This is a genomic window from Pseudomonas sp. AC355 (assembly GCF_979258205.1).
This window is the reverse complement of record NZ_OZ409843.1, coordinates 2300513-2323934: the sequence shown is the minus strand read 5'-3', so window position 1 is coordinate 2323934 and position 23422 is coordinate 2300513. Positions and strand designations below refer to the sequence as shown.

The 23422-nt window shown below is 60.1% G+C and carries 17 protein-coding genes and 3 pseudogenes; 14 read left to right on the top strand and 6 right to left on the bottom strand.

Annotation, left to right across the window (positions count from 1 at the left end; translation table 11 throughout):
• Positions 1–5 precede the first annotated feature (5 nt).
• From ACZ0AI_RS10955 to ACZ0AI_RS10930, 6 genes are all read left to right on the top strand, one after another.
• Positions 6–1778 carry a ShlB/FhaC/HecB family hemolysin secretion/activation protein gene (locus ACZ0AI_RS10955; RefSeq protein ID WP_463565766.1) on the top strand — a complete coding sequence of 591 codons (1773 nt, stop codon included), beginning with the start codon at positions 6–8 and terminating at the stop codon, positions 1776–1778.
• Positions 1779–1818: 40 nt separating this feature from the next.
• Positions 1819–7464 carry a YDG domain-containing protein gene (locus ACZ0AI_RS10950; protein ID WP_463565765.1) on the top strand — a complete coding sequence of 1882 codons (5646 nt, stop codon included), beginning with the start codon at positions 1819–1821 and terminating at the stop codon, positions 7462–7464.
• A 301-nt stretch (positions 7465–7765) separates the two neighbouring features.
• The gene (locus tag ACZ0AI_RS10945) at positions 7766–8194 is read left to right on the top strand and encodes a disulfide bond formation protein B (protein ID WP_225839176.1); all 429 of its coding nucleotides are present in this window, start codon (positions 7766–7768) and stop codon (positions 8192–8194) included.
• Complete coding sequence (locus ACZ0AI_RS10940; RefSeq protein ID WP_463565764.1) at positions 8191–8859, top strand: DsbA family protein; 669 nt, start codon at positions 8191–8193, stop codon at positions 8857–8859. Before ACZ0AI_RS10945 ends, ACZ0AI_RS10940 begins: the two co-directional genes overlap by 4 nt.
• Before the next feature lie 77 nt (positions 8860–8936).
• Entirely contained in the window at positions 8937–9392 is a 456-nt protein-coding gene (locus tag ACZ0AI_RS10935; RefSeq protein WP_463565763.1) for a methyltransferase family protein, read from the top strand.
• Positions 9393–9715: 323 nt separating this feature from the next.
• Positions 9716–10675, top strand: coding sequence for a hypothetical protein (locus tag ACZ0AI_RS10930; protein WP_225839193.1), 960 nt, complete (start codon positions 9716–9718; stop codon positions 10673–10675).
• Positions 10676–10721: 46 nt separating this feature from the next.
• Here ACZ0AI_RS10930 and ACZ0AI_RS10925 read toward each other — a convergent pair whose 3' ends face one another.
• On the bottom strand, positions 10722–11687 hold the full coding sequence (locus ACZ0AI_RS10925) for a LysR family transcriptional regulator (RefSeq protein WP_225839195.1): 966 nt from the start codon (positions 11685–11687) through the stop codon (positions 10722–10724).
• Between the two features lie 166 nt (positions 11688–11853).
• On the opposite strand from ACZ0AI_RS10925, the gene ACZ0AI_RS10920 reads away from it, so the two are divergent.
• The 4 genes from ACZ0AI_RS10920 (at position 11854) to ACZ0AI_RS10905 (ending at position 15951) form a co-directional block, all read left to right on the top strand.
• On the top strand, positions 11854–13167 hold the full coding sequence (locus tag ACZ0AI_RS10920; protein ID WP_463565762.1) for an MFS transporter: 1314 nt from the start codon (positions 11854–11856) through the stop codon (positions 13165–13167).
• Positions 13164–13919, top strand: a complete 756-nt coding sequence (locus ACZ0AI_RS10915) for a class II aldolase/adducin family protein (protein WP_463565761.1) — start codon at positions 13164–13166, stop codon at positions 13917–13919. Before ACZ0AI_RS10920 ends, ACZ0AI_RS10915 begins: the two co-directional genes overlap by 4 nt.
• A gap of 4 nt (positions 13920–13923) precedes the next feature.
• Positions 13924–14856: a 2-hydroxyacid dehydrogenase gene (locus tag ACZ0AI_RS10910; protein WP_463565760.1), complete on the top strand. Its 933-nt coding sequence runs from the start codon at positions 13924–13926 to the stop codon at positions 14854–14856.
• Between the two features lie 78 nt (positions 14857–14934).
• A complete protein-coding gene (locus ACZ0AI_RS10905) occupies positions 14935–15951 on the top strand; it encodes a histone deacetylase family protein (protein WP_463565759.1) in 1017 nt (338 codons plus the stop codon).
• A gap of 3 nt (positions 15952–15954) precedes the next feature.
• On the opposite strand, the pseudogene ACZ0AI_RS10900 reads toward ACZ0AI_RS10905, so the two are convergent.
• Together ACZ0AI_RS10900 and ACZ0AI_RS10895 are read right to left on the bottom strand one after the other, a co-directional pair.
• Positions 15955–16164, bottom strand: a pseudogene (locus tag ACZ0AI_RS10900) (LysR substrate-binding domain-containing protein); the annotation flags it as partial.
• Positions 16165–16308: 144 nt separating this feature from the next.
• Positions 16309–16542, bottom strand: a pseudogene (locus ACZ0AI_RS10895) (type 2 periplasmic-binding domain-containing protein); the annotation flags it as partial.
• Between ACZ0AI_RS10895 and ACZ0AI_RS10890 the strand changes: the two are divergent.
• The 4 genes and pseudogenes from ACZ0AI_RS10890 to ACZ0AI_RS10875 form a co-directional block, all read left to right on the top strand.
• Positions 16525–16653, top strand: a pseudogene (locus tag ACZ0AI_RS10890) (glutathione S-transferase family protein); the annotation flags it as partial. The pseudogenes ACZ0AI_RS10895 and ACZ0AI_RS10890 overlap by 18 nt on opposite strands.
• Before the next feature lie 266 nt (positions 16654–16919).
• Positions 16920–17348: a DUF2231 domain-containing protein gene (locus ACZ0AI_RS10885; protein ID WP_463565758.1), complete on the top strand. Its 429-nt coding sequence runs from the start codon at positions 16920–16922 to the stop codon at positions 17346–17348.
• Entirely contained in the window at positions 17345–18637 is a 1293-nt protein-coding gene (locus ACZ0AI_RS10880) for a PQQ-dependent sugar dehydrogenase (protein ID WP_463565757.1), read from the top strand. Before ACZ0AI_RS10885 ends, ACZ0AI_RS10880 begins: the two co-directional genes overlap by 4 nt.
• A 455-nt stretch (positions 18638–19092) precedes the next feature.
• Positions 19093–20379: an OprD family porin gene (locus ACZ0AI_RS10875; protein WP_463566098.1), complete on the top strand. Its 1287-nt coding sequence runs from the start codon at positions 19093–19095 to the stop codon at positions 20377–20379.
• A gap of 315 nt (positions 20380–20694) precedes the next feature.
• Here the strand turns inward: ACZ0AI_RS10875 and ACZ0AI_RS10870 are convergent, their stop codons facing one another.
• The 3 genes from ACZ0AI_RS10870 to ACZ0AI_RS10860 all read right to left on the bottom strand — a co-directional run bounded on the left by ACZ0AI_RS10870 (position 20695) and on the right by ACZ0AI_RS10860 (position 23200).
• Positions 20695–21024, bottom strand: coding sequence for a DUF2790 domain-containing protein (locus ACZ0AI_RS10870; RefSeq protein ID WP_463565756.1), 330 nt, complete (start codon positions 21022–21024; stop codon positions 20695–20697).
• 122 nt (positions 21025–21146) lie between these two features.
• On the bottom strand, positions 21147–22529 hold the full coding sequence (locus ACZ0AI_RS10865) for a heavy metal sensor histidine kinase (protein ID WP_463565755.1): 1383 nt from the start codon (positions 22527–22529) through the stop codon (positions 21147–21149).
• Entirely contained in the window at positions 22526–23200 is a 675-nt protein-coding gene (locus tag ACZ0AI_RS10860) for a heavy metal response regulator transcription factor (RefSeq protein WP_463565754.1), read from the bottom strand. Before ACZ0AI_RS10860 ends, ACZ0AI_RS10865 begins: the two co-directional genes overlap by 4 nt.
• Positions 23201–23422 lie beyond the last annotated feature (222 nt).

Genomic DNA, 23422 nt, shown 5'->3' with positions numbered 1-23422 from the left:
GTACGATGCCAGTTCCTCACAAGGATTCCGTTCGCGCGGGCAAGCATCTGCTGTATTGCGCCGTCGTTCTGGCGGGTTCCAGTGCTGCCCCGCTGGTGTTTGCGCAGGCTGTGCCCGACGCAGGGCAGTTACTTAACGAGCACCAGCAGACCCAACCTTCCGAACCTCGCTCCACTCAGCCGCCAGCTGCCTTCGAACTGCCATCGGGTACCAACCAGCCAGGGGATTCCGGCCTTCGGGTGCAGCTCAAGGCAATCCGTTTCAGCGGAGATACCGCGCTGGCCGAAGCCGAGAATCTGCAAGAGCTGATCAAACCCGTTCTGGGCAAGACCCTCGACCATGCCGGTCTTCAGCAACTTGTCGACAGCCTTACTCGTTATCTTCGTGGCCGCGGCTATGTACTGGCTCGTGCTTATCTGCCGCGTCAGGATCTCACCGAAGGCCAGCTGGAGATCGCCCTGGTCAAGGGCCGCTTGCAGTCCGGGGCCTCGCGCATCGAAATGAGCGGCGCTACCCGCAGCAGCCACGAGCGTTTGCATGGGATCGCCGACAGCGCCCTTGCCGAAGGCGAGGTGTTGCGCGTCGAAGATCTGGAGCGGGCGTTGCTGCTGATCAACGATCAGCCGGGCATCAGTGCCCAGTCGGCGCTGGAGCGCGGCGTCGAGCCCGGCACCAGTCGCCTGTTGATAAATGCCAAACAGGGCCCGCTGCTCAATGGTGGCGTGTCGACTGACAACTATGGCAATCGCAGCACCGGCACGGCGCGCGCCAATGCACAGTTGAGCTTCAACGATCCGCTGGGCATTGGTGATCAACTGAATATCGGCGTCAGCAAAAGCACTGGTAGCGATATTGTCGGTGGCTCCTACAGCCTGCCGCTGACCGCTTCCGGGCTACGTCTGAATGCCGCGGGCTCTTACCTGCGTTATGACGTCGACCAGGAGCAATTCCGCCCCCTCGATCTGCGCGGTACTGCGCGCAGCGGTTCGCTGGGCTTGAGCTACCCGCTGATTCGCTCGCGACTGGAGAACCTCAATCTATCGGCGACCTACGAGTACAAGGCGCTGGAGGATCGTGCGCTGGGTACCAATCTGCGCGATCGGGAATTGAACAATATCGTTCTGGCCATGAGTGGTAACCGTTTTGACGGCTTTGCCGGCGGCGGCGTGACCGACGCCATGCTGGCCTTGACGCTGGGTGAGCTCGACCTGTCCGGCAACCGTGACGACCAGTTCGCCGACAGCGTGAGCGCTGACAGCGATGGCAGCTTCCATAAGCTGAACCTGCGCGTGTCGCGCTTGCAGAGCCTGGGTGCCGCGAGCCCGTGGACGTTGTTCGGCGGCATTTCAGCTCAGTGGGCCAGTGACAACCTCGACTCTTCCGAGAAATTCCTGCTGGGTGGCCCAGCCGGTGTACGTGCTTATCCGGTCGGCGAAGCCTCTGCGGATCATGGCTGGCTGGCCACCCTTGAACTGCGCCGCAACCTCGATCTGAACCTGCCCGGCGTGACACTGCAGGGGCTTGGGTTCTTCGACACCGGCCGTGTCTGGCTGCACGAGAACCCCTGGCCTGGTTCGATCAACAATACCGGCGACACCAACCGCTACGACCTGCATGCCGTGGGCATAGGCGCCAACCTGTGGGCGGGTGATTTCAGTGTCCGTACCGCTGTCGCGCGCACGCTCGATAACAACCCAGGTCGTGGTTTGTCCGGCCTGGATGCAGACAGCCGTGCCAGCGACTGGCGCGCCTGGATTCAAGCCTCGTACGCATTCTGATCAAGTCATTGCGGTTATTTAAGAATTTTAGGAGCACATCATGAAGCGGGCTTCGTTGAACCATCTTTACCGTCTGGTCTGGAGCGATGCCGATCAGGCATTCGTCGCTGTAGCAGAACATTCCACCTCACGCGGCAAGCGCGGCGGCGCCATCGGTTTCCTCGCCGCTGTCGGTCTGCTGGGCAGCGGCATGGCCCTGGCGGCCGACCTTCCGACTGGAGGAGCCATCGTCGGTGGCAGCGGTAATATTTCTCAGAACGGTAGCCATATGGTTATCGATCAGCACAGTGGCAAGCTGGTTACCAACTGGAATAGCTTCGATATCGGCAGCGATGCCAGTGTCACGTTCCACCAGCCTGGCGTCGACAGCATTGCCCTGAACCGCGTGATCGGTGGCGGTAATGCCAGCCAGATCCTTGGCAAGCTCGATGCCAATGGCCAGGTGTGGCTGCTCAACCCGAACGGCGTGGTGATCGGCAAGGGCGCCGAGGTCAACGTCGGTGGGCTGGTTGCCTCTTCGCTGCAGATCAGCGACCAGGATTTCCTCGCCGGTAAAACCACCTTGAACGGCGGTGCCGGTGCGGGCGCAGTGCTCAACCAGGGCACCATCAATGCAGCGAAAGGTGGCGTGGTCGCTTTGGTCGGCCCCCAGGTTGGTAACAGCGGGACGATCCAGACGCCGGGTGGCAGCACGGTAATGGCAGCTGGCGACAAGGTGACACTGGACTTCCAGGGCGACGGCCTGGTCGGTGTCAACATCGAGCGTGGTGTGCTCGATGCTCTGGTTAAAAACGAAGGTCACATCAGCGCCGACGGCGGCCTGGTGGCGTTGAGTGCGCGATCGGCTGATGCTGCTTTGAACAGCGTGATCAACAACACCGGCATCATCGAAGCCAACGGCCTGGTGGAGCGTGGTGGGCGCATTCTTCTGGATGGTGATGCCGAGGGTGGCCTCACGCAAATCGCAGGTACGCTCGACGCTTCCTCCGTGCATGGCAAGGGCGGCGACATCGTCGTGACGGGCGAGCGTATCGCCATTGCCGATGCGCAGCTGGATGCCAGCGGCGCGGCAGGTGGCGGCACGATCAAGGTCGGTGGCGGCTGGCAGGGCAAGGATGCCAGCGTGGCCAATGCCTCGCAGGTGACGGTCGAGCGCAGCGTGAAGGTCAAAGCCGACGCGACCCAGGCCGGTGATGGCGGCACGGTGGTGTTCTGGTCGGACGGTGACAACCGTTTCGCGGGCGACATCTCGATCCGTGGTGGTGAGCAGGCAGGTAACGGCGGCAAGGCTGAAGTGTCTGGCAAGCAAACGCTTCAGTATGCGGGCAAGACCGACGCGCGTGCAGCCAAGGGGCGTACGGGTGATCTGTTGCTCGATCCGACCACCATCATCGTTTCCGGTGGCAGCGGCACCAGTGGCGACTGGTCGAACGGCAGCGGTGCCGTGACGGTGTACGAGAAGACGCTGGAGGAGCAGACGGCCAACGTGCTGATGCAGGCCACTAACAGCATCCAGTTCGCGGATCTGAATCTCAATGGCGGCGATGGCACCATCAGCATGCAGGAAGACGTGAGCTTCCGTGCAGAAGTTATTCGCGATGCAGTAACCGGGTCTGGTAACCGGGGTGATATAAAATTTGATAACAACCAGAACGGTCTCGTTGTATCAGGGACTGGAAGTATTTATTTTCAGTCCGGTGGTGTTGGGACTGGTTCTATCAGCAACGTATTCAACCTCACCGCACTAGGTCAGGGTGTTAATCCGTCGATTGCAGATATTCCCTCTCACAACGTGGCTGTGATCGGTAGCGGTACGCCTGGAGCAGGTAGTATCACTTTGCTGGGCGCAGATGGTTTAACGGTTGGCGGCGCGATTTCTACCAATGGGGGGTATGTACGCCTTTCTGGTGACTCGGATGTCGGCGGACAGGGGCATTTCACCCTGAACACACCTATCAATACCGAGGGTGGCAACTTATATATCTCCTTTGGTTCAGGTAACAACGGTAGTGCGACACTGTTGGGTGATATGGTCTTGGGTAATGGCCGCCTGTACTTTGGTGATGCCATTAACGCAGCGGGCGGCCAAGGTTTGGGTGCCTCTACAGGTAACAAGATTCTCGGTGGTCTCCTCAGCCTCAGTGGCGACGTGAACTTCAGTACACCCCTGACAATGAAGGGGGGCGCTTCCGTTTACACCGACGGCGCAATCAACTTCACCAGCACGGTCAATCTGGACACTGGCACTGACCTGCTGACCCTGCGCGCCAACAACGTCGACTTCAGCCAGGCGACCTTGCAGAACCTGTCCACGGCAAGCATTCGCCTGGAGCCCTACGACGCGACGACCAATATCCAGCTGGACAGCAGCAGCGGTAACGCTGGTGGCGGCATCTTCCTGGATGCGAGTGCGCCCGCGACTGATATCAGCAAACTGGTGGGAATCAAGAACCTCACCATCGGCCGTGCCGACGGTACGGGTACCACGACCGTTGAAGCTTCCGGCTTTGGCTTCAGCGCCAACAACAACCTGACGCTGCTCAACGGTGATATCCAGATCGATGGCGCGCTGCGCAACACTGACGCCAGCGGACACATCATCGCCCAGGCTGGCACCGGCGATATCGTCATCGGCAGCGGCGGCACAGTCACCGCTCAGGGCAGCGGCGACGCCGTCGTATTGGTCGCCGAGCGTAACCTCGTCAACAACGCGGGCGCCAACGCGCTGGTTACCGACAACGGCCGCTGGCTCACCTATTCCAGCAGCCCTCTGGACGATACGCGTGGCGGCCTGGATGTCGCTTTCAAACAGTACGCCGCGCAGTATGGCGATACGGTGCTGGGTAGCGGCAATGGACACCTGTACAGCTACGCACCGAAGGTGAAGGTTGAGCTGCAGGGAGAGGTTCGCAAGACCTATGACGGCGACACCGCCGCGACCGTCAACAATGCAAACTTTGACATGAGCGGCGCAATCGATGGCGACACCATCGACGTGCTCTCGTTTGGTAATGCCTATTACACCGACAAGAATGCCGGCGCCGGAAAGGGCGTAACGGTAGACGACGTCGAGGTTTCCGAGGCGACCAATGGAAACGTCAAGGTGTACGGCTACCAGGTCGACGCCTCCAGCGTAAGTGGTGATGTGGGGCAGATCGACCGTAAAACCTTGACCGCGACCGCCGACGTAGCCAACAAAACCTACGACGGCACTACCACTGCTGACCTGAGCAATATCTCGCTGGTTGGCATCGTAAGTGGCGACCAAGGCAAGGTCACCGGCACTGGCGATAAAGGCGCGTTCATCGACAAGAACGCAGGCCAGGACAAATCGGTTACCGGCTCGGGCATCGCGCTGACCGGCGATGAGGCGAACAACTATGCATTCGATACCGATGCGCAAATCGGCACCGCCGACATCGACCGCAAAACCCTGACTGCGACCGCCGACGTAGCCAACAAAACCTACGACGGCACCACGGTTGCTGACCTGAGCAATATCTCGCTTATCGGCATCGTCGACGGTGATGAAAGCAAAGTGAACACCAGTGGTAGCACCGGCGCCTTTATCGACAAGAACGCAGGTCAGGACAAATCGGTCTCCGGATCGGGCATTGCGCTGACCGGCGACGAGGCGAACAACTACGCATTCGACACCGATGCACAAATCGGCACCGCCGATATCGACCGTAAAACCCTGACCGCGACCGCTGACGTAGCCAACAAAACTTACGACGGCACTACGGTTGCTGACCTGAGCAATATCTCACTGATCGGCATCGTTGACGGTGATGAAAGCAAGGTGAGCACCAGTGGCACCGGCGCCTTTATCGACAAGAACGCAGGTCAGGACAAATCGGTTACCGGCTCGGGCATCGCCCTGACCGGCGACGAGGCGAACAACTACGCGTTCGATACCGATGCGCAAATCGGCACCGCCGACATCGACCGCAAAACCCTGACCGCAACCGCCGATGTGGCCAACAAAACCTACGACGGCACCACGGTTGCTGATCTGAGCAATATCTCGCTGATCGGCATCGTCGACGGTGATGAAAGCAAGGTGAACACCAGTGGTGGCACCGGCGCATTCATCGACAAGAATGCAGGCCAGCACAAATCGGTCACCGGCTCGGGCATTGCGCTCACTGGTGACGAGGCGAACAACTACGCGTTCGATACTGATGCACAGATTGGCACCGCCGACATTGAACGTAAAACCCTGACCGCAACCGCCGATGTGGCCAACAAAACCTACGACGGCACCACGGTTGCTGATCTGAGCAATATCTCGCTGGTTGGTATCGTCGATGGTGATCAAGGCAAAGTCACCGGCAGTGGCGACAAAGGTGCTTTCATCGACAAGAACGCGGGCGAAGGCAAGTCTGTTACCGGCTCGGGCATTGCCTTGACCGGCGACGAGGCGAACAACTACGCATTCGACACCGATGCGCAAATCGGTACCGCCGACATCGACCGCAAGACCCTGACCGCGACCGCCGACGTAGCCAACAAAATCTACGACGGCACCACGGTGGCTGACCTGAGCAATATCTCGCTGATCGGCATCGTCGATGGCGACCAGGGCAAGGTCACCGGCAGTGGCGACAAGGGCGCGTTCATCGACAAGAATGCGGGGCAGGATAAATCGGTTACCGGCTCGGGCATCGCCCTGACCGGCGATGAGGCGAACAACTACGCATTCGACACCGATGCGCAGATCGGCACCGCCGATATCGACCGTAAGGTGGTGACTGTCAGGGTTGATATTGCCGACAAGCCGTACGACGGCAGTAGCACGGCCATCATCCGGGATATCACTGTTGACGGTATCGTTGTCGGCGATGCTGTCGGTGCAACGGGGAACGCTGCGTTTGAAACACCGACGGCGGGCCAAGGGAAAACTGTAAGCGTTACCGATTTGCAACTGCAGGGTGGCGACGCATCCAACTATCTGTTGGCTGATCAGCCAGTGATCGGCGTCGCCAGCATTCAGCCGCCATTCTTCACACCGGTTGGTTTGATCAATGCACCGGAAGGCGTTAATGGCACTGGCGTAGCGGTTAAGCGGCCTGATAATCAGGTGATCGTGGAGGGCCAAGCCACTGTTCAGCCGATTCTGTCTACGGCGCTGTTCAGCGATACGCCCAGCCTAGCAACGACCCCAGCAAGCATCGGCATGGGTGACGCGTTGGTTCTTCAGGATGCTGTTCTAACTGGTAACGGCAGGATGAGCCTGGCGCTGCTCGATGGTCGCTCAGAGCCCGCAGTGCGTAAAAGTCTGGCAATTTATCGAACCCGTTCGGGTGAGCCGCTAAGTGCAGAAGGTCAGTACGCCGCGACTGACATGGGCAATAGCATCACGCTGGAACTGGCCGATACCGGAAGCCGCCAGGCGCCTGTGCTGCAACGCTCTGGCTCCAGGTCGGTGGAGGGGGTCGTCACGTTGGCCAATGGGCAGCTGTTGAACCTTCAGGTAACGGTACTGAGCGATGGTGTGCTGATGGTTCAAGTGCCGCTTATGGCCAGCGATATCCCTAGCGATGAGCTTGCTGCATACGGTCTTGCGGTAGCCAAGAAACGCTTGGGAACCAGCGTTCGCAATATTGAAACCGTCGTGGTCGAGCACGCGTTGAGGCAGGCCAAGGTAGTGGCGGTGAAGTCGATGGAGGTGGTTAGCCGCTAAAACACTGCCCTGATGCCCTCACCAAAGGCATCTCGTACCTAATACAAAACCCCTGCACTTAGCCACGAGTCAGGGGTTTTGTATTTTTGGGGCAGTTTATCGGGCCAAGTACGGGCAGAGCACTTTCGGCGTATTGCAGGTGGCGAATCGGCGCTCGCATTCAGAGAGGCAGCGAAGATAGCGGGGCGTAATCAGCCTCCAAAACAGTTGACTCTGTAGTCGCTACAGCCTTTATGTTGCCCGCCATCATTTGGCAGCAGCGCAAGTCGTTGCCTGCTGTGGCCAGCAATACGGGATGTGTATGAACCACCTCAGGTCTAGCGTTTGGTCTCTGTTACTCACTGCCTGGCTATTGGCGCTGCTTGCCACGCTGGCGGTGCTGTTCGTTGGTGAGGTCATGGGGCAGGTTCCCTGCAACCTGTGCTGGTTTCAGCGTGCCTTCATGTTTCCGCTGGTGGTCATCCTGGGGGTCGCCTGCTACCTGTCCGATGCAGGTGTCTGGCGTTATGCCCTGCCTGTCGCCATCGCCGGTCTGCTGGTCGCGCTGTACCACAACCTGCTGTATTTCCGAGTCATCCCCGAAGCCATCAAACCCTGCGGCATGGGCCCGTCTTGCTCTGGTGCAGACATGACGGTACTCGGCAGCGTGCCGCTGCCTTTGCTGTCCCTTGGGGTCTTCAGCTTGATCGCTGTTCTACTTTTGCTCGTTCGCCGGAGGTCAGTTGCATGAGTCGCCGTATCGTGGTCGTTGCCGTTATCGTCCTTGCTGTCATTGGCTTCGCTCTTGCGGGGTTTCTCTATCCGAGAGAGGAAGCACCTGCCTACCAGCCGGTTCCGGCTGATACAGCCGCCACCGAGGCACCGCGTGCTGCGAACCTGGTGCGGTTTCATTCACCAAGCTTCGGCCCTGCCAATGCGAGCGTGACAGTCGTCGAGTTTTTCGACCCCTCATGCGAGGCGTGCAGGGCGTTCTATCCAATCGTCAAACAGATGATGGACAAGCACCCAGGGGATATCAGGCTGGTTCTGCGCTATGTGCTCAACCATAAGGGCTCGGAAGAAACCGCACGGATCATCGAAGCGGCGAGAAAGCAGGATCTGTTCATTCCAGTAATCGAGGCCGTGCTGGATTCTCAGCCTGCCTGGCATGACGACCCTCAGGTCATTGCCGCCTGGCAGGCAGCGGAGCGTGCCGGGCTGGATGTGCCGAAGGCCCGTGAGGACATGATGTCGGCTGAGATCGCTGCCGCGCTGGAAAAGGATACTGCTGACGCCCAGCGCCTGGGCGTACGCGGCACGCCGACGTTCTTCGTGAATGGTCGCCCGCTCACCCAGTTCGGTGCCCAGCAGCTTTACGACCTGATCAGAAGCGAGCTCGACAAGAGCGCTCGATAATTACCTTGTGGGTACGGCTGGAGGATGTCCACGGTTCCCAAGGGGCTGTCTGATTACGAGGCCAAGGAGTTTTCAAGATGGATTTTCTGAACAACCGTTTCCCGCCTGTGCTTGTTGCCTGCGTGTTTGCAGTGCTGATGTGGCTCAGTTCGGCGGACGCGTTTGGCCATGTTTCAGCGGCACGACTGGTTATCGCCTTGCCGTTATTACTGTTGGGCGTCGCGGTCTGCCTGGCAGGGGTAAACAGCTTTCGTCGAGCGCGCACCACCGTCAACCCGCTGGTACCGCAGGAGGTTACCAGTCTGGTCAGCACCGGCATCTATCGGCACAGCCGCAACCCGATGTATCTGGGCTTTGCTGTCGTACTGCTGTCGTGGGCGATCGTTCTCGGCACGCCACAAGCGGTCATCGGCGTAGTCGGGTTCATCGTCTACATCAACCGCTTCCAGATCGCACCGGAGGAACGTGTCTTGTCGGAGCGCTTCGGGGCGTCTTTTACGGCTTATCAGGCCCAGGTGCGGCGCTGGATTTAGCACAAGAAGTCTTGCACAAATGCCCAGCGCGTGGGCAGCTCCGCGAACCGGCTGAAGGGTTAGATTTATTTTTGCTGCAGCTCTGAACCTCCGTTTTTGAAAGCGGGCCGGGTGAGGGCGACAACCTCAACCTAAGCGAAAAGAGGCAGGACATCCCAGGCCAGCAGGCCGTCTTTGCTGTCGCGAAAGTGATGCTGCTTGCGCATGACGAATCTCTCTGTGTGCTGCCCAAGGCCTCGAAATCGCTGAGCCGTTGCAACTGTTCTGAACTGAGGTGCCGTGACGGGGGTCTGCCGTTGCAATCCAGTAAAGGTACTACCCAAATGACCCACTTCGATGCCGACCGCCAGCGCCTGGAGCGATACGATGACCAGACCAATGAATACTTGCTGGCGATCATCACCGACGAAGACCATGCCTCGCAGATCGAACTGGAAGATGGTCAGGTCGCCTGGCGCTCGACCTTGCGGCATGACCGCCTGCACCGCGTTGTTGACGAAGCGGGTCGCGCGCATTATCGCTTCGAGGAAATCTTGCCCGAGCAAGGTGGCGAATTCCAGCTGGTCAGCTTGATCGCCGAAGGCGGTCGGGGTGCGGAATTCTCCGAGTTGGTGATGTTCGGCAAGCGCCTGCTGACCTTCGACGACCGCACCGGTCTAGTCTGCGAGATACGCGAGCACAACCAGCTGATCCCGCGACAGATCCTCATGACCGGCAGCGGCGATGAACGCTTCAAGGGCTTCAAGAGCGAATGGGCCACGCTCTGGGGCGATCACCTGGTAGTCGGTAGCCACGGCAAGCGTCCCGAGGAGGAGTGGGTGAAGGTGGTCGGCCGTGACTACGGCCTGCAGAGCATCGATTGGCAGGATCGTTATGCACTGATCCGCGAAGCGCTGGGCGTGGGCGAGCAGGGGTACGTGATCCATGAGGCGGCTGAGTGGCATCCGTACCGACGCCAATGGCTGTTTTTCCCCCGCAAGGTATCTACCGAGCCCTTCGATGAGGAGGTCGACGGTCGCGAGAGAGGTAGCAACAAGCTGGTAATCGCCAGTGAGGATTTTAGCGACATTCAAGTGCTGGAGATTGGTGAACGAGTGCCCGAGCGCGGCATTTCCTCGTTCAAGCTGGTACCCGGCCACCCCAACGAATGCATCGGCCTCAAGAGCGTGGAGATCGGTGATCGCACCGAGAGTTACCTGTTCTGCTTCAACCTCGACGGTGAGATTCTCACCGACGACCTGTTCATCGGAGCCTACAAGTGCGAAGGGGTGGAATTTCTCTAGTCGGCGCGCAAGGCTGATGCAGGCGGTGTTGCCCCTGCATCGCGGCTCAAAACCGATCCTGCAACTCTGTCGCCCGTAACGCCTGCTCGAAGCGCTCCAGGAAGATCGCTTCGGCGTGGGTGCGTTTCTGGTCGCGGTTCCAGAGCAGGTAGACGTCCACGTCGATGACGCCCTCGGCAGGCGGCAGGCGCCAGACTTCGCCGGCCTGCACGTCCTTGGCGACGATATGTTCCGGCAGGCAGCCGATGCCATAGCCGGCGGCGACCAGGCGGCGTATTTCGTCGAGGCTCGGCGAGGAGGCCACGATGCGGCCGGTGAAGCCCTGCTGATCCCTGAAGATAGTCAGTGGCGAGAGGTTGCCGCCGATCTGGTCGCTGGTGAAACTGACGAAGTTCTCGCTTTGCAGGTCGCCGAGTTTCAGGTTCTTGCGCCCGAACAGGGGGTGGCGCTTGCCGCAGAAGAACGCATAGCGTTGCTTGAGCATCACCCGTTGTTCCAGGCGTGACTGCGGCGTTCGGCACAGGCTCAGGCCGAAGGAGGCGGTTTTCTGCAGCAGCGCGCTTACCACGTCGGAGCTGCGCAGCACGTCGAATTCGAACTCGACCCTGGGGTAGTCGACATGGAAGTTGGCCAGGAAGTCGTCGTAGAAGCTCGATTGGATACGGCTGATCATCAGCATGCGGATCTTGCCGGCAACGTTTTCCTCCGGGGCGTCCAGCGCCGGGCCGAGGCGCGAGACGGTGCCGTAGAGTTCGGCAGCGATCTGCATGACTTCCTCGCCGGCCCTGGACAGCGCGATGCGTGGGCCACTGCGAATTACCAAGGCGCTTTCCAGCTGTTCCTCGAGGCGTTTGAGGGCCTGGCTGACCGCCGGCTGACTCAGGTGCAGGCGGGCTGCGGCGCGGCTGATGCTGCCTTCCTGGCCGATCACCAGAAAGGTACGCAGCAGGTTCCAGTCCAGCCGGTCGTTGAGGAAGCGACGGGCCTCGGGGTTGCGATGGCCGGGGTTCATGGGTTTTTGATTATCCGTCGTGCTTATACTTGAGTATTGATATTAGAAGCTTTGCTTAGCATAGGTGCGGGGGCATGATCTGGCAATGCACCGCCAGAGTGCGACCGATCCCGTACCGGGGATGTGCTTTTCCTCCTGCCTATAAAAACGAATCCGGGAGCTTGCGATGACTACACCCACCTCCACGCCGCGCCGTGCCGCGGCGGCTGCCTTCATTGGCACCACGATCGAGTTCTACGATTTCTATATCTACGCCTTCGCCGCCGCGCTGGTGTTGGGGCAGCTGTTCTTCCCCAGTGACAACGCGGTGCTGAGCACCATGGCGGCCTTCGCCACCTTCGCCGTGGGCTTTATCGCGCGGCCGTTCGCCGGGGTGGTGTTCGGTCATCTCGGGGATCGTCTCGGGCGTAAGAAGATGCTGCTGTTCACCATGGTGCTGATGGGCGTGGCGACCACTTGCATCGGCCTGCTGCCAACCTACGCCCAGGCCGGTATCTGGGGCCCGATCGGACTGGTCGCGCTGCGCTTCCTGCAGGGTATTTCGGTGGGTGGCGAGTGGGGCGGCGCGGTGCTGATGGCCAGCGAGCACGCGCCCAAGGGCCGCAAGGTGTTCTTTGCCTCCTTCGCCCAACTGGGTAGTCCGGCTGGCCTGCTGCTGGCGCTGATCGCCTTTCGCGCCATCAGCGAGATGGATCAGGACGCGCTGATGAGCTGGGGCTGGCGCGTGCCGTTCCTGCTGAGTGGCGTGCTGATGATGGTGGGGCTGTTCATCCGCTTCGGTGTTCCCGAGTCGCCGGAGTTCGCCAAGGTCAAGGAGCAGAAGCAGACCTCCAAGAGCCCGGTCAAGGATGTCATCCGCCATAGCTGGCGGCAGATCCTGTTCGCCGCTTTGGCGGTGACCATCGGTTCCGGCGGGTTCTTCTTCACCAACACCTTCATGATCACCTACGTGACGCAGTATCAGGGCATATCCAAGTCGACCATTCTCGATTGCCTGTTCCTGGTGACCATTCTGCAGTTCCTCTCCCAGCCGTGTTCGGCACTGCTCGCCGAGCGCTTTGGTGAGGGGCGCTTCCTCAAATGGGTGGCGGGCCTGTGCATGCTGGTGCCGTACCCGATGTTCCTGCTGGTGCAGACCGGCAACCTGATCTACATGACGGCGGGTATCGCCCTGGCCGTATTGCTGTTGGCGGCGCTGTATTCGGCGATCGCCGGCTACATGGCCGAAGCCTTTGCAGCGCAGGTGCGTTACTCCGGCATTTCGATTGCCTATCAACTGGGCAGCGGCCTGACCGGTGGTTTGACGCCGCTGATCGGCACCTACCTGGCCGGGCAGTACGCCGGGCAATGGTGGCCGCTGGCGCTGTTCTTCAGCGTCCTCGCGCTGATGTCGCTGGTTGGCGTCATCGGCCTGGCCCACCTGCGCGCCAGCGAGCGGCAAACCGTCAGCCTGTCCAACCCGGAGGCCGTTACCCCATGAGCAAACCCGATACCCTCACCGAGGTCGAATGGCAGGCCCGTTGCGACCTGGCCGCGCTGTACCGGCTGGTCGCCTACTACCGCATGACCGACCTGATCGACACGCACATCACCCTGCGCGTGCCAGGCCCCGAGCATCACTTTCTGATCAACCGCTACGGCGTTGCCTTCGAGAAGATGCGCGCCAGCGATCTGGTGCTGATCGACCTGCACGGCAATGTCGTGGATCGTCTGGATGGCCAGGGCCGGGTCAACGCCGCCGGCTTCGTCATCCACTCGGCGATCCACGCTGCACGGCCGGACATGCAGTGCATCGTGCACACTCACACCGCCGCTGGAATGGCCGTGGCTGCCCAGCGTGACGGCCTGTTGCCGCTCACCCAGCATGCCCTGAAGTTCTACGGCAACCTGGCGTATCACACCTACGAAGGCATCGCGCTGTCGCTGGATGAGCGTGCTCGCCTGGTCGCCGACTTGGGCACGCACAATGCGATGATTCTGCGTAACCACGGCTTGCTGGCCGGCGGTCAGAGTGTGGCGCATGCATTCCACGAGATCTATTTCCTCGAGCGTGCCTGCCAGGCGCAGATTCAGGCGATGGCGGCAGGCGTGGCGTTGAACATCCCCAGTGAAGAAGTGTGCCGGCATACCGCGGCGCAGTTCTCCCGCGATGGCGTCGAGGGCATCATCGACCTGGCCTGGCAGGCCGCCCTGAGCCTGATCGACGATCAGCGCAACGATTGGTGCAGCTAGGCTCATGGCGCGCATCGTATTGCTCTGCCGAGAGCCGAAACTGGAGGACTGGCTGGCCGGTCTGTTCACTCGACATGCGCCGCATCTGCAGGTGTTGCGCCCAGGCGAGGAGGGCGCCGAGCAGGCCGAGGTCGCGGTGTGCTGGTATCCCGCTGCCGGAAGCCTGGGCCGGCTGCCGGCGCTGCGGCTGATCCACTCTATCGGCTCGGGCGTGGATCATCTGGAACATGACCTTTCGCGGCCACGTTCGATTCCCGTCTGCCGCGTGGTGGATCCGGATCATAGCCAGGGCATGGCCGAATACGTGCATTGGGGCGTGCTGCATTTTCACCGCGGCTTCGATCAAGTGCTCAATGGTCGCCAGGCCCGGCAGTGGCAGCGGCCGGTGCAACGAGCCGCGCGGGACTTCAAGGTTGGCGTCATGGGCCTGGGCTCCATCGGTACGCCAGTGGCCTCGCGGCTGGCGCAGGCGGGCTACACCGTTCGTGGCTGGGCCCGCACCGCGCGGCAGCTCCCGGATGTCGCCACCTTCGCCGGGGACACGTCGCTGCCCGAATTTCTCGATGGCCTCGACCTGCTGGTCAATCTGCTGCCGCTGACGCCCGCGACCCGCGGTCTGCTCAACAACGTGGTGTTTGCACGCATGGCCGAAGGGGCGGCACTGATCAACTGCGGCCGCGGCGAGCACGTCGAAGAGAGCCATCTGCTCGAAGCGCTGGCCAGCGGTCAGCTGCGCGGCGCGCTGTTGGATGTGTTCGCCGAAGAGCCGCTGCGCGTGGATTCGCCCTTGTGGCAGGCGCTCGGTGTGTGGGTGACGCCGCACATGGCCTCTGCCGCCTCCGATGCCTGCATCGCCAGCCAGATCGCCGGCAACCTCGAACGCCTGAACGCCGGCCTGCCCTTGAACAATCAGGTCGACGCCGAACTGGGCTACTGAAACGACAGGCGCTGCTGGCCGTCAGCCCCGGTGCTGGCCGCCGGCACCGCAAGACCAACGCTTTTGACGAGAATCGCCATGAAGACTTTCTTCCATCCGCACCAACGTCTGCATCACCCATGCTCCTACCTGTCCCGCGGGCAGATGCGCGAGCCCCAGGAAGTACCGGCGCGTATCGATCCGCTGCTGGCCATGGCGCGCCAGCTCGGCTTCGCGCTGATCGAACCCGAGGATCACGGCCTCGCGCCGCTGAACGTCGTGCACAGCAGCGCGTATCTGGAGTACTTGCGAGACGCCTACACGCAGTGGCACGAGGTGGACGAAGACTGGGGCGACGAGGTGATGTCGAATATCTTCATCCGCGAGAACAATCCGCTGCGCGGCATCCTCGGCAAGACCGCGCGCTACCTGGCCGACGGCAGTTGCCCTATCGGTGAGCATACCTGGCAAGCGGCTTACTGGTCGGCGCAGTCCGCCGTCGCTGCCGCTGTTGCAGTGAGTGACGGCGAGCCTCAGGCCTATGCCCTGTGCCGCCCGCCGGGCCATCACGCCCGTGCCGAAGGAGCCGGTGGCTTCTGCTTCCTCAATAACGCCGCCATTGCCGCAGAAGTGCTCAGGGCGCGCTTCGACAGGGTGACCATCCTCGATACCGACATGCACCACGGTCAGGGTATCCAGGAGATCTTCTACGAGCGTGACGACGTGCAGTACATCTCCATCCACGGCGACCCGACCAACTTCTACCCGGTGGTGGCAGGTTTCGATGACGAGAAGGGCAGTGGTCCAGGTGAGGGCTACAACCTCAACCTGCCGATGCCCCACGGCGCGTCCGAGGCGGATTTCTTCACCTACCTCGGCCAGGCCGAGCAGGCCCTTCGCGACTTCGCGCCGCAGGTGTTGGTGCTCTCGCTGGGCTTCGACATCTACGAGAACGACCCGCAGTCCAAGGTCTCGGTAAGCCATGCCGGCTTCAGGGAACTGGGGCGTCGCATCCGCGCCCTTGGCCTGCCCTGCGTGGTGGTGCAGGAAGGCGGCTACGACATCGCCACCCTCGACGAAAACGCCTCACAGTTCTTCAAGGGGTTGCTGGGCTGATCGTCATGGGCTGCAAGGATCCGGCACAAACCTCTCCAGCTGCGGGCATGCCCATTCCACGAATGCGCGCACCCGCGGAGAGAGCTGCAGGGAATGCGGGTAGACCAATTGGATCGGCAAATCCGCCGGTTCGAAATCCTCTAGGACTCTCACCAGGCGGCCATTGGCGAGCTCGTCCGCTACCTGGTAATGCATTAGCCGGGTGATGCCTAACAGGCTGTTGAAAAACTACCTGCGTGGCCATCGCGGCGTTAAAAACAGGCTCAAAATGCTCATTTACAACACGTAAACTCCGCTTTTTCGCCTGTTTTTGCCTTGCGCTGGCTGCCTCGCCAACGTTTTTCAACGGCCTGCTAACCCTTCCACGCTGGCCTGGCTGGCAGCGCGGATCTGATTGCATACCAGCCTAGGCGTGATGGTTTCGGCGAGTTCCTTGCCCTTGTGGCGGTAGTAGCAGTGGCGGCCTTGCGAGGCCAGCGCGATGCAGGCGTGCTCGCTCAGTGATTGCGGTGTGTCGATGGTCGGAGCGCTGCGCAGGTTGCTCGGGCTTGCGCAGGTGACCAGGCGGGTGGCGCCGATTGTGCGGTTTACCCTTACGTCGTGCTGGCGCCTGAAGGCGGTGTGGATCTCAGCCCGTACCACCACGTCGCGCGGTGGCTCGAGTGGGTAGAGGCACTGCCGGGCTATCTGTCCAAGCCCTGAACGACTGCTGCATACGCCGATGATGCAGCAGTACTGCAAGTTGAGGTGCAAGCGGTTGCCTGGCACTTTCACTCCAGGCAACCGGTTGTGGGCGATTCTCTGTTGGGCAATACCGCCGATTTTTCAAAATATTTCGGTCGGGAAATGGATGTGAACTAACGCTCCAGCGACACGATCCTTTCCTATGCGCAGTCAGCGCGAGCCTGACGGGCAGGTGCATTCGTACCGAGCCTCGATCCAGTGTCGCTGAACGATAAGGAGCCGCCGTGACCGTTACCACCCACCCCGTCTATCGACGCACGCCAAGCCCGCTACATGCGATCCTGCTTGCCGGAGCCGTCCCCCTGTTTCTCGGCGCCTTGCTGAGCGACATCGCCTACTACAAGACCTTCCAGATCCAGTGGAGCAACTTCGCCGCCTGGCTAATCGCTGGTGGGTTGTTGTTCTCCGGTCTGGCGTTGCTGTTCGCGCTGGTCAATCTGATCCGTGCCGACCGCAAGGCCGGGCGCCCGGTCATGTACTTCCTGCTGTTGCTGATTACCTGGGTGCTTGGGCTGGTCAACGCCTTCGAGCACGCCAAGGACGCCTGGGCCATCATGCCGGCGAGCCTGGTGCTGTCGGTGATAGTGACCCTGTTGATCACCATTACGGCGTGGATCGGTCTTAGCGGCCTGCGTTCGGGAGGTGTCGAATGAGAACTGCAAGCTCACTGACTGTCCTGAGCATGGCGCTGTTGCTGAGCGCCTGCGGCGGCGAAGCGGATACCACCATGGATCGTGGCCCGGATCCCAAACTGCCGGAACCACAACGCGGTTTTTTACCCAGCATGAAGATCGCCGAACCAGAGGAGTGGGGCGATCAAAAGCCTACCGTGCCCGAGGGTTTCAGTGTCACGGCGATCGCCACCGACCTGCGTATTCCGCGTCAGACGCTTGTGCTGCCCAATGGCGATATCCTCGTCGCCGAAGGCCGCGGCGGCAACGCTGCGAAGCTCAAGCCCAAGGACGTGATCGCGGGTTATATCAAGGCTCAGGGCAATACCAAGGTCAAAAGTGGCAATCGCCTGACACTGCTGCGTGACGCCGATGGCGACGGCACCTACGAGGTTCAGACGGTGTTCGCTGAAAACCTCAACGCGCCATACGGCCTGGCCTTCTTCGAGGGCAAGTTATACGTCGCCAACCAGGATGCGCTGGTCAGCTTCGATTATGAAGCTGGGCAGACCGAAGCCGGTGGCCCACCGACCAAGGTCACCGACCTACCGTCGGCGATCAACCATCACTGGACCAAGGCGCTGACCATCAGCGAGGACGGTCGGTACTTGTACGTGGGGATCGGCTCCAACAGCAATATTGGCGAGCGCGGCATGGAAGTCGAAGCCGACCGCGCGCTGGTCTGGCAGGTCGACGCCGAGACCGGCGCTCACAAGCCTTACGCGACCGGTTTGCGTAACCCCACGGCGCTGACCATTCAGCCTGAGACCGGGCAGCTGTGGGCCGTGGTCAACGAGCGCGATGAGCTGGGCCCGGATCTGGTGCCGGATTACCTGACCTCGGTGCGTGAAGGCGAGTTCTATGGCTGGCCCTACAGCTACTGGGGCACGACAGTTGATACGCGCGTGAAGCCGGGTAACCCGGACAAGGCGGCAAGTGCCATCAAACCGGACTACAGCCTTGGCTCCCACGTCGCCGCGCTGGGTGTCGACTTCTCCATCCCGGAGATGGGCGAGCAGTTCGCCAACGGCGTTTTCGTCGGTGAGCACGGCAGCTGGAACCGTGACAATCCGGTGGGCTACAAGGTGATCTTCGTGCCGTTCAATGACGGGCGTCCGGCGGGTGAGCCGATCGACTTCGCCACGGGCTTCCGCACCGACGAGGGCAAAACCCGCGGCCGGCCGGTGGGCGTCACCGTCGACCCGAAAGGCGCACTGATCATCGCCGACGACCTCGCCAATACCATCTGGCGCGTGACGCGTAATCAGTAAACCGTGAACCCCGGGGCGGGCAAGCCGCCCCGGGGATTTCCCATACAACCCGCCGTTCACCGCGAAATCGCCAATTCGCTGATCGGCACCAAGCGGGCGTCAGACCCAACCCTCCTTGAAGCCCATCGATATCCGCATCGCCGCCAGAGCAATGCTCGCCTTGCAAGGCCGTTTTCAATTGCAGTAGGCCCGGTCTTCAGACTACTCGCGGGCAACTTCCTGCTCACTCTCGTAATGGCAGGCACCCCGTAAAAGTGGCCGTCAACGCATGGTTCGCGTGGCTACTCATTCCTTTCAGAATTGTAATTTCCCCATCACCTTGGCGTTAGCTCCCGGGCGGAAGATAGCGTTTGGCCAATGTTTCACGAATTACAAAAGTGCCACCTATCTATAAGAAAACTGCCCTAACGTCTGGAGCAACCATGAAGAAAAAAGCCGCACTGTCGCTTGCCGTCATGTCAGCGATCGTTGGAAGCAATTGTGCAATTGCGGATGAGCAGAAGGAGGGGTTCATCGAAGGCAGTAGTTTGAGCATCCTCAACCGTAATTTCTATTTCAACCGTGATCATCGCAACGGCGAAACCGCGCCGGGTGGTGCCGGTTATTCCGAGGCCTGGGCATACGGCATCATTGGCAAATTCGAGTCTGGGTTCACCCAGGGCACCGTTGGTTTTGGCGTCGATGCCTTTGCCATGCTCGGTATCAAGCTCGACACCGGCGGTGGCCGCAATGGCGGGCGCAGTTCGTTCGATGTTCTGCCGGTGGATCGCGATGGCGAGGCGCGCGACGACTACAGCAAGGTCGGTGGCGCACTGAAGGCGCGGGCATTCGATACCACGGTGAAGGTCGGTGATGTATTTCCTGCCACGCCGGTCGTTCATTACGGTGACTCGCGATTGTTACCCGAGTCTTTCCGCGGGGTTACCTTCGTCAACAACAGCCTGGATGGGCTGACCTTGCAGGGTGGTCGTTTGCACTCGATGAGCCAGCCGGTGTCGAGCAACATGCGCGACAACTTTGCGACCTTTTACGCGGGCGGTGTCGATTCGCCGTGGGTCGGCTACTTCGGTGGTGATTACAGCCTGAATGAAAACATCAGCTTCAGCGCTTACAGCAGCCGACTGAAAGACGCCTGGGATCAGTACTACGTGGGTACGTCCCTGCGCTACCCGATCAGCGATGAGGTGGCACTGATCGGTGGCTTCAATTATTACAAGGCGGTAGACGAAGGCTCCCAGCAACTGGGTGAATTCAACAACAGCATCTGGAGCGGCAAGCTTGGCGTGCAGTTCGGTGCTCACACACTGGCGCTGACGCACCAGCGCAACAATGGTGACGACGACTTCGATTACCTGCGCCAGGCCGACTCCATCTACCTCGACAACTCGATCCAGTACAGCGACTTCAACTCGCCCAAGGAAAAGTCCTGGATGCTCCGTTACGACCTCAGCATGGCGCCCTACGGCGTGCCAGGGCTGTCCTTCATGGCGCGGTATGGCAAAGGAACGGACGCCGACTATTCCAATGCCAACAGCGTCTACATGCGCCGGGATGCAGACGGCAATCCGTTGACCGACCAAAAGCGCTGGGAGAGGGACTTCGAAGCCAAATACATCGTGCAGACTGGATCGCTCAAGGATATGAGCTTTCGCATTCGTCAGGCCAACACACGGGCGACTCAGTTCGAGTCGGATCTGGACGAAGTTCGCTTGATAGTCGAATACCCACTCAGCGTTCTCTAGTAGGTGCTGTGTATGTAAAGGTAACTAGTGATTGATTGCAGGATTGTAATGTTCCAACAACGCTCTTGTTATCTTCGCCGGATATAGTCATTGCATGTCCCTTGCAGCGTTCGGAGTTCTTCGAGCGCTCACCCTATTCACCTTTGAAGCATTCATGCTCCTTTGGAAGAGGTGAATCCTGGCGCCCCTGGTGGGCGCCTTTTTTATGTTCGCTCGATAACTTCGGTGTTGCCATTTCCCATGTGCAGGGACTACTGAGTCGCAGCCATTAAAAAGCCGCCTGAAGAGGCGGCTTTCATATACAGCACTTCTGTATCATCGCTGGTTGACGCATTGTCCTGGCATCGTATAGCGCACGGAATGCAACGATCCTTGCGAGTCTTCATAACTCATGATCTTCTTGAAGTTGCCGCAGGTGCTGATGTCTTCTGTCGTGTGCACCAACTTCGCCACGTCGATTTTCATGCCATAGGCATAGTCACGAATCAGCGGGGCGGGCTTGCCCGTGCTCGCCGCGTACTCCTGCATGATCGCGCTGCTTTCGTTCTGGTACTTCTCGTGGAGTTTCTCGACAGATACTTTGGCTTGAGCAAAAGACGCACCGCTCAGCAGGACAAAGGCAACCAGATACTTACTCACTTTCATAACTGCACTCCTCTTTAAATGTGCAGTCATTATCTGTTGCCGATGCTATCGCCAGCGTGGCGTGAATATTACATTGTTGACAGGAAGGCGCCTGGCGGAACGTATTCAATAATCAGGAAGTTCTAACGTGGAAACGTCAACTGGAAGACAGTCGTCTCACCAACGGTGGAGTCAACCCCGACACTACCGTGGTGCAGGCTCATGATCGAACGCACGATGGACAGTCCCAGCCCCGTACCGCCATCTGCCCGACACCGGCTGGCGTCGACGCGATAGAAACGCTCGAAGATATGCGGCAGGTGCTGCTGCGGTATGCCGCTACCGGGGTTGCGGATGGACAGTATCGTCGAGCCTTCGCGCTCTTCGATGTTCAGGTCGATGGTGTTGCCTGTCGGCGTGTGTCTGACCGCGTTGGAGAGCAGGTTGGAAATGGCGCGCTGGATCATCAGCCGATCACCTCGCACTGCGCCGGTACCTTTGACGGCGAGGGTTATGTGCTTTTCTTCCGCTGATGTGTGGAACAGATCGACAACCCGGCTCACTTCATCGCCCAGGCTGATGCTTTCGAATTTCACCAGCGCGGCCGGGTGGCTGACGTGGGCGATGAACAGCATGTCGGAGACGATGCGGGCGACTCTTTCGAGCTCTTCGATGCTGCTTTCAAGAACCGCCTTGTACTCTTCCGGAGTGCGTTGCCTGGACAGCGAAACCTGCGCTTTGCCCATCAGATTGGAGAGCGGAGAGCGCAACTCGTGCGCGAGGTCGTCGGAGAACTGCGAGAGCTGTTGAACGCCGCCATCGAGACGATGAAGCATGAAGTTGATGCCTTCGGCCAGCTCACCCAGCTCTTTGGGAAGGCGCTCAACCGGTATGCGGTGGGTCAGATTCTGGGTGGAGACCAGTGCGGCTATCTTGCCGAAGCGCTTCAGCGGTTTGAGCCCGCGCTGCACCACCCACCAAGCTCCACCTCCGATGAGCAGGAGCACGAACGGCAATGCACTCAGGGTGTATTTGAAGTAGGCGCTGAGCAGGTCTTCGTCGTTGGTGCGATCCATCGCAAGGCGCACGATGATCTTGTTGCCATCGACCAGGCGCATCGCCGTCGTGGCAATGAGGATGTTGTGGTCGCGGCTATCAGTGCTTTTGCCATAGGTGATTTTACCCAGCGCCGTGTCATTGGCAGGTAAGGCCGCGGGCAGATCGTTGATGCTGAGCAGCTCGCGCACCTCGGCGCCTGATTCATAGAGGGTCAAGCGCAGGTTGTCGTGGCCGAGCACCAGGTCGAGCAGTTCATGTGGTTTGTCTCTCAGGTTACGCGTGGTCAGCTTGTCTTCGGCCAGCCTGTGTTCTATCTGGCTCAGCTTGCCGCGCAGGCTTTCGGTCGCCAGTGAAGACAGCTCGTGGGTCAGTGCGAAGTAGGCCAGTATGGTCAGCAGAACCACCAATGCTGCGCCCATGAACACTACCGAGAGGCCGAGGCGCATGGACAGACTGGCGGGCTTCATGAGCGCTCCTCGAGCACGTAGCCAACACCTCTGAGGGTGTGGATCAGCTTGTGCTCGAAGGGGTCGTCGATCTTGGCGCGCAGGCGTCGAATGGAGACCTCGACGACGTTGGTGTCGCAATCGAAGTTCATGTCCCACACCAGTGAGATGATTTGCGTACGGGAAAGCACTTCACCCGAACGGCGCATCAGCAGGTGAAGCAGCGCGAACTCCTTGGTCGTCAGGTCGATTCGCTGAGCGCCACGAAAGGCCCGATGGCGGCCTGGATCGAGCTCGAGATCGGCCACCTTTAAGACGTCTGGTACATGGGTTTGCTCGGTTCGTCGCAGCAGTGACCTGACCCTGGCCAGCAGCTCGGGGAACTCGAACGGCTTTACCAGATAGTCGTCTGCGCCAAGATCCAGCCCTCTGATCTTGTCGGCCAGCCTGCCGCGCGCCGTCAGCATGATGACGCGGGTGCTGGTGCTGCGCCTGATGTTCTCGAGAACCCCCCAGCCATCCATTTCCGGCAGGTTCACATCGAGTATTACCAAATCATAAATATGTTGTTTGACCAGATGTAAACCGTCGATACCTGTTGCTGCTCTATCTACCACATAACCGCTTTCGCTAAGGCCTTGATGGAGGTATTCGGCAGTTTTAGGCTCATCCTCGATAATTAGGATTCGCATTGTTAGTGTCCTGAAGGGATTGATTCGGTGATTGTTCTGATCGTTATTCTTGGGGACGAAACGCTAGGGTGGATCAAGAAATTCTAAACCCTGTAGTCACTCAAGGGTAAAGGCTCTTGGCCGCTATTTACGGGGGCTGTGGCAACCTGACGCAGCCCTGTGACGGCTCTGTTCCGTTCGTACGGACGCTGGGCTTGCGAGTCACCAAGCGACATGAGTGCT

Coding starts and splice junctions, on each gene's coding strand:
- ACZ0AI_RS10955 (WP_463565766.1), top strand. CDS start 6: ATGCCAGTTCCTCACAAGGATTCCGTTCGCGCGGGCAAGCATCTGCTG.
- ACZ0AI_RS10950 (WP_463565765.1), top strand. CDS start 1,819: ATGAAGCGGGCTTCGTTGAACCATCTTTACCGTCTGGTCTGGAGCGAT.
- ACZ0AI_RS10945 (WP_225839176.1), top strand. CDS start 7,766: ATGAACCACCTCAGGTCTAGCGTTTGGTCTCTGTTACTCACTGCCTGG.
- ACZ0AI_RS10940 (WP_463565764.1), top strand. CDS start 8,191: ATGAGTCGCCGTATCGTGGTCGTTGCCGTTATCGTCCTTGCTGTCATT.
- ACZ0AI_RS10935 (WP_463565763.1), top strand. CDS start 8,937: ATGGATTTTCTGAACAACCGTTTCCCGCCTGTGCTTGTTGCCTGCGTG.
- ACZ0AI_RS10930 (WP_225839193.1), top strand. CDS start 9,716: ATGACCCACTTCGATGCCGACCGCCAGCGCCTGGAGCGATACGATGAC.
- ACZ0AI_RS10925 (WP_225839195.1), bottom strand. CDS start 11,687: ATGAACCCCGGCCATCGCAACCCCGAGGCCCGTCGCTTCCTCAACGAC.
- ACZ0AI_RS10920 (WP_463565762.1), top strand. CDS start 11,854: ATGACTACACCCACCTCCACGCCGCGCCGTGCCGCGGCGGCTGCCTTC.
- ACZ0AI_RS10915 (WP_463565761.1), top strand. CDS start 13,164: ATGAGCAAACCCGATACCCTCACCGAGGTCGAATGGCAGGCCCGTTGC.
- ACZ0AI_RS10910 (WP_463565760.1), top strand. CDS start 13,924: ATGGCGCGCATCGTATTGCTCTGCCGAGAGCCGAAACTGGAGGACTGG.
- ACZ0AI_RS10905 (WP_463565759.1), top strand. CDS start 14,935: ATGAAGACTTTCTTCCATCCGCACCAACGTCTGCATCACCCATGCTCC.
- ACZ0AI_RS10880 (WP_463565757.1), top strand. CDS start 17,345: ATGAGAACTGCAAGCTCACTGACTGTCCTGAGCATGGCGCTGTTGCTG.
- ACZ0AI_RS10875 (WP_463566098.1), top strand. CDS start 19,093: ATGTCAGCGATCGTTGGAAGCAATTGTGCAATTGCGGATGAGCAGAAG.
- ACZ0AI_RS10870 (WP_463565756.1), bottom strand. CDS start 21,024: ATGAAAGTGAGTAAGTATCTGGTTGCCTTTGTCCTGCTGAGCGGTGCG.
- ACZ0AI_RS10865 (WP_463565755.1), bottom strand. CDS start 22,529: ATGAAGCCCGCCAGTCTGTCCATGCGCCTCGGCCTCTCGGTAGTGTTC.
- ACZ0AI_RS10860 (WP_463565754.1), bottom strand. CDS start 23,200: ATGCGAATCCTAATTATCGAGGATGAGCCTAAAACTGCCGAATACCTC.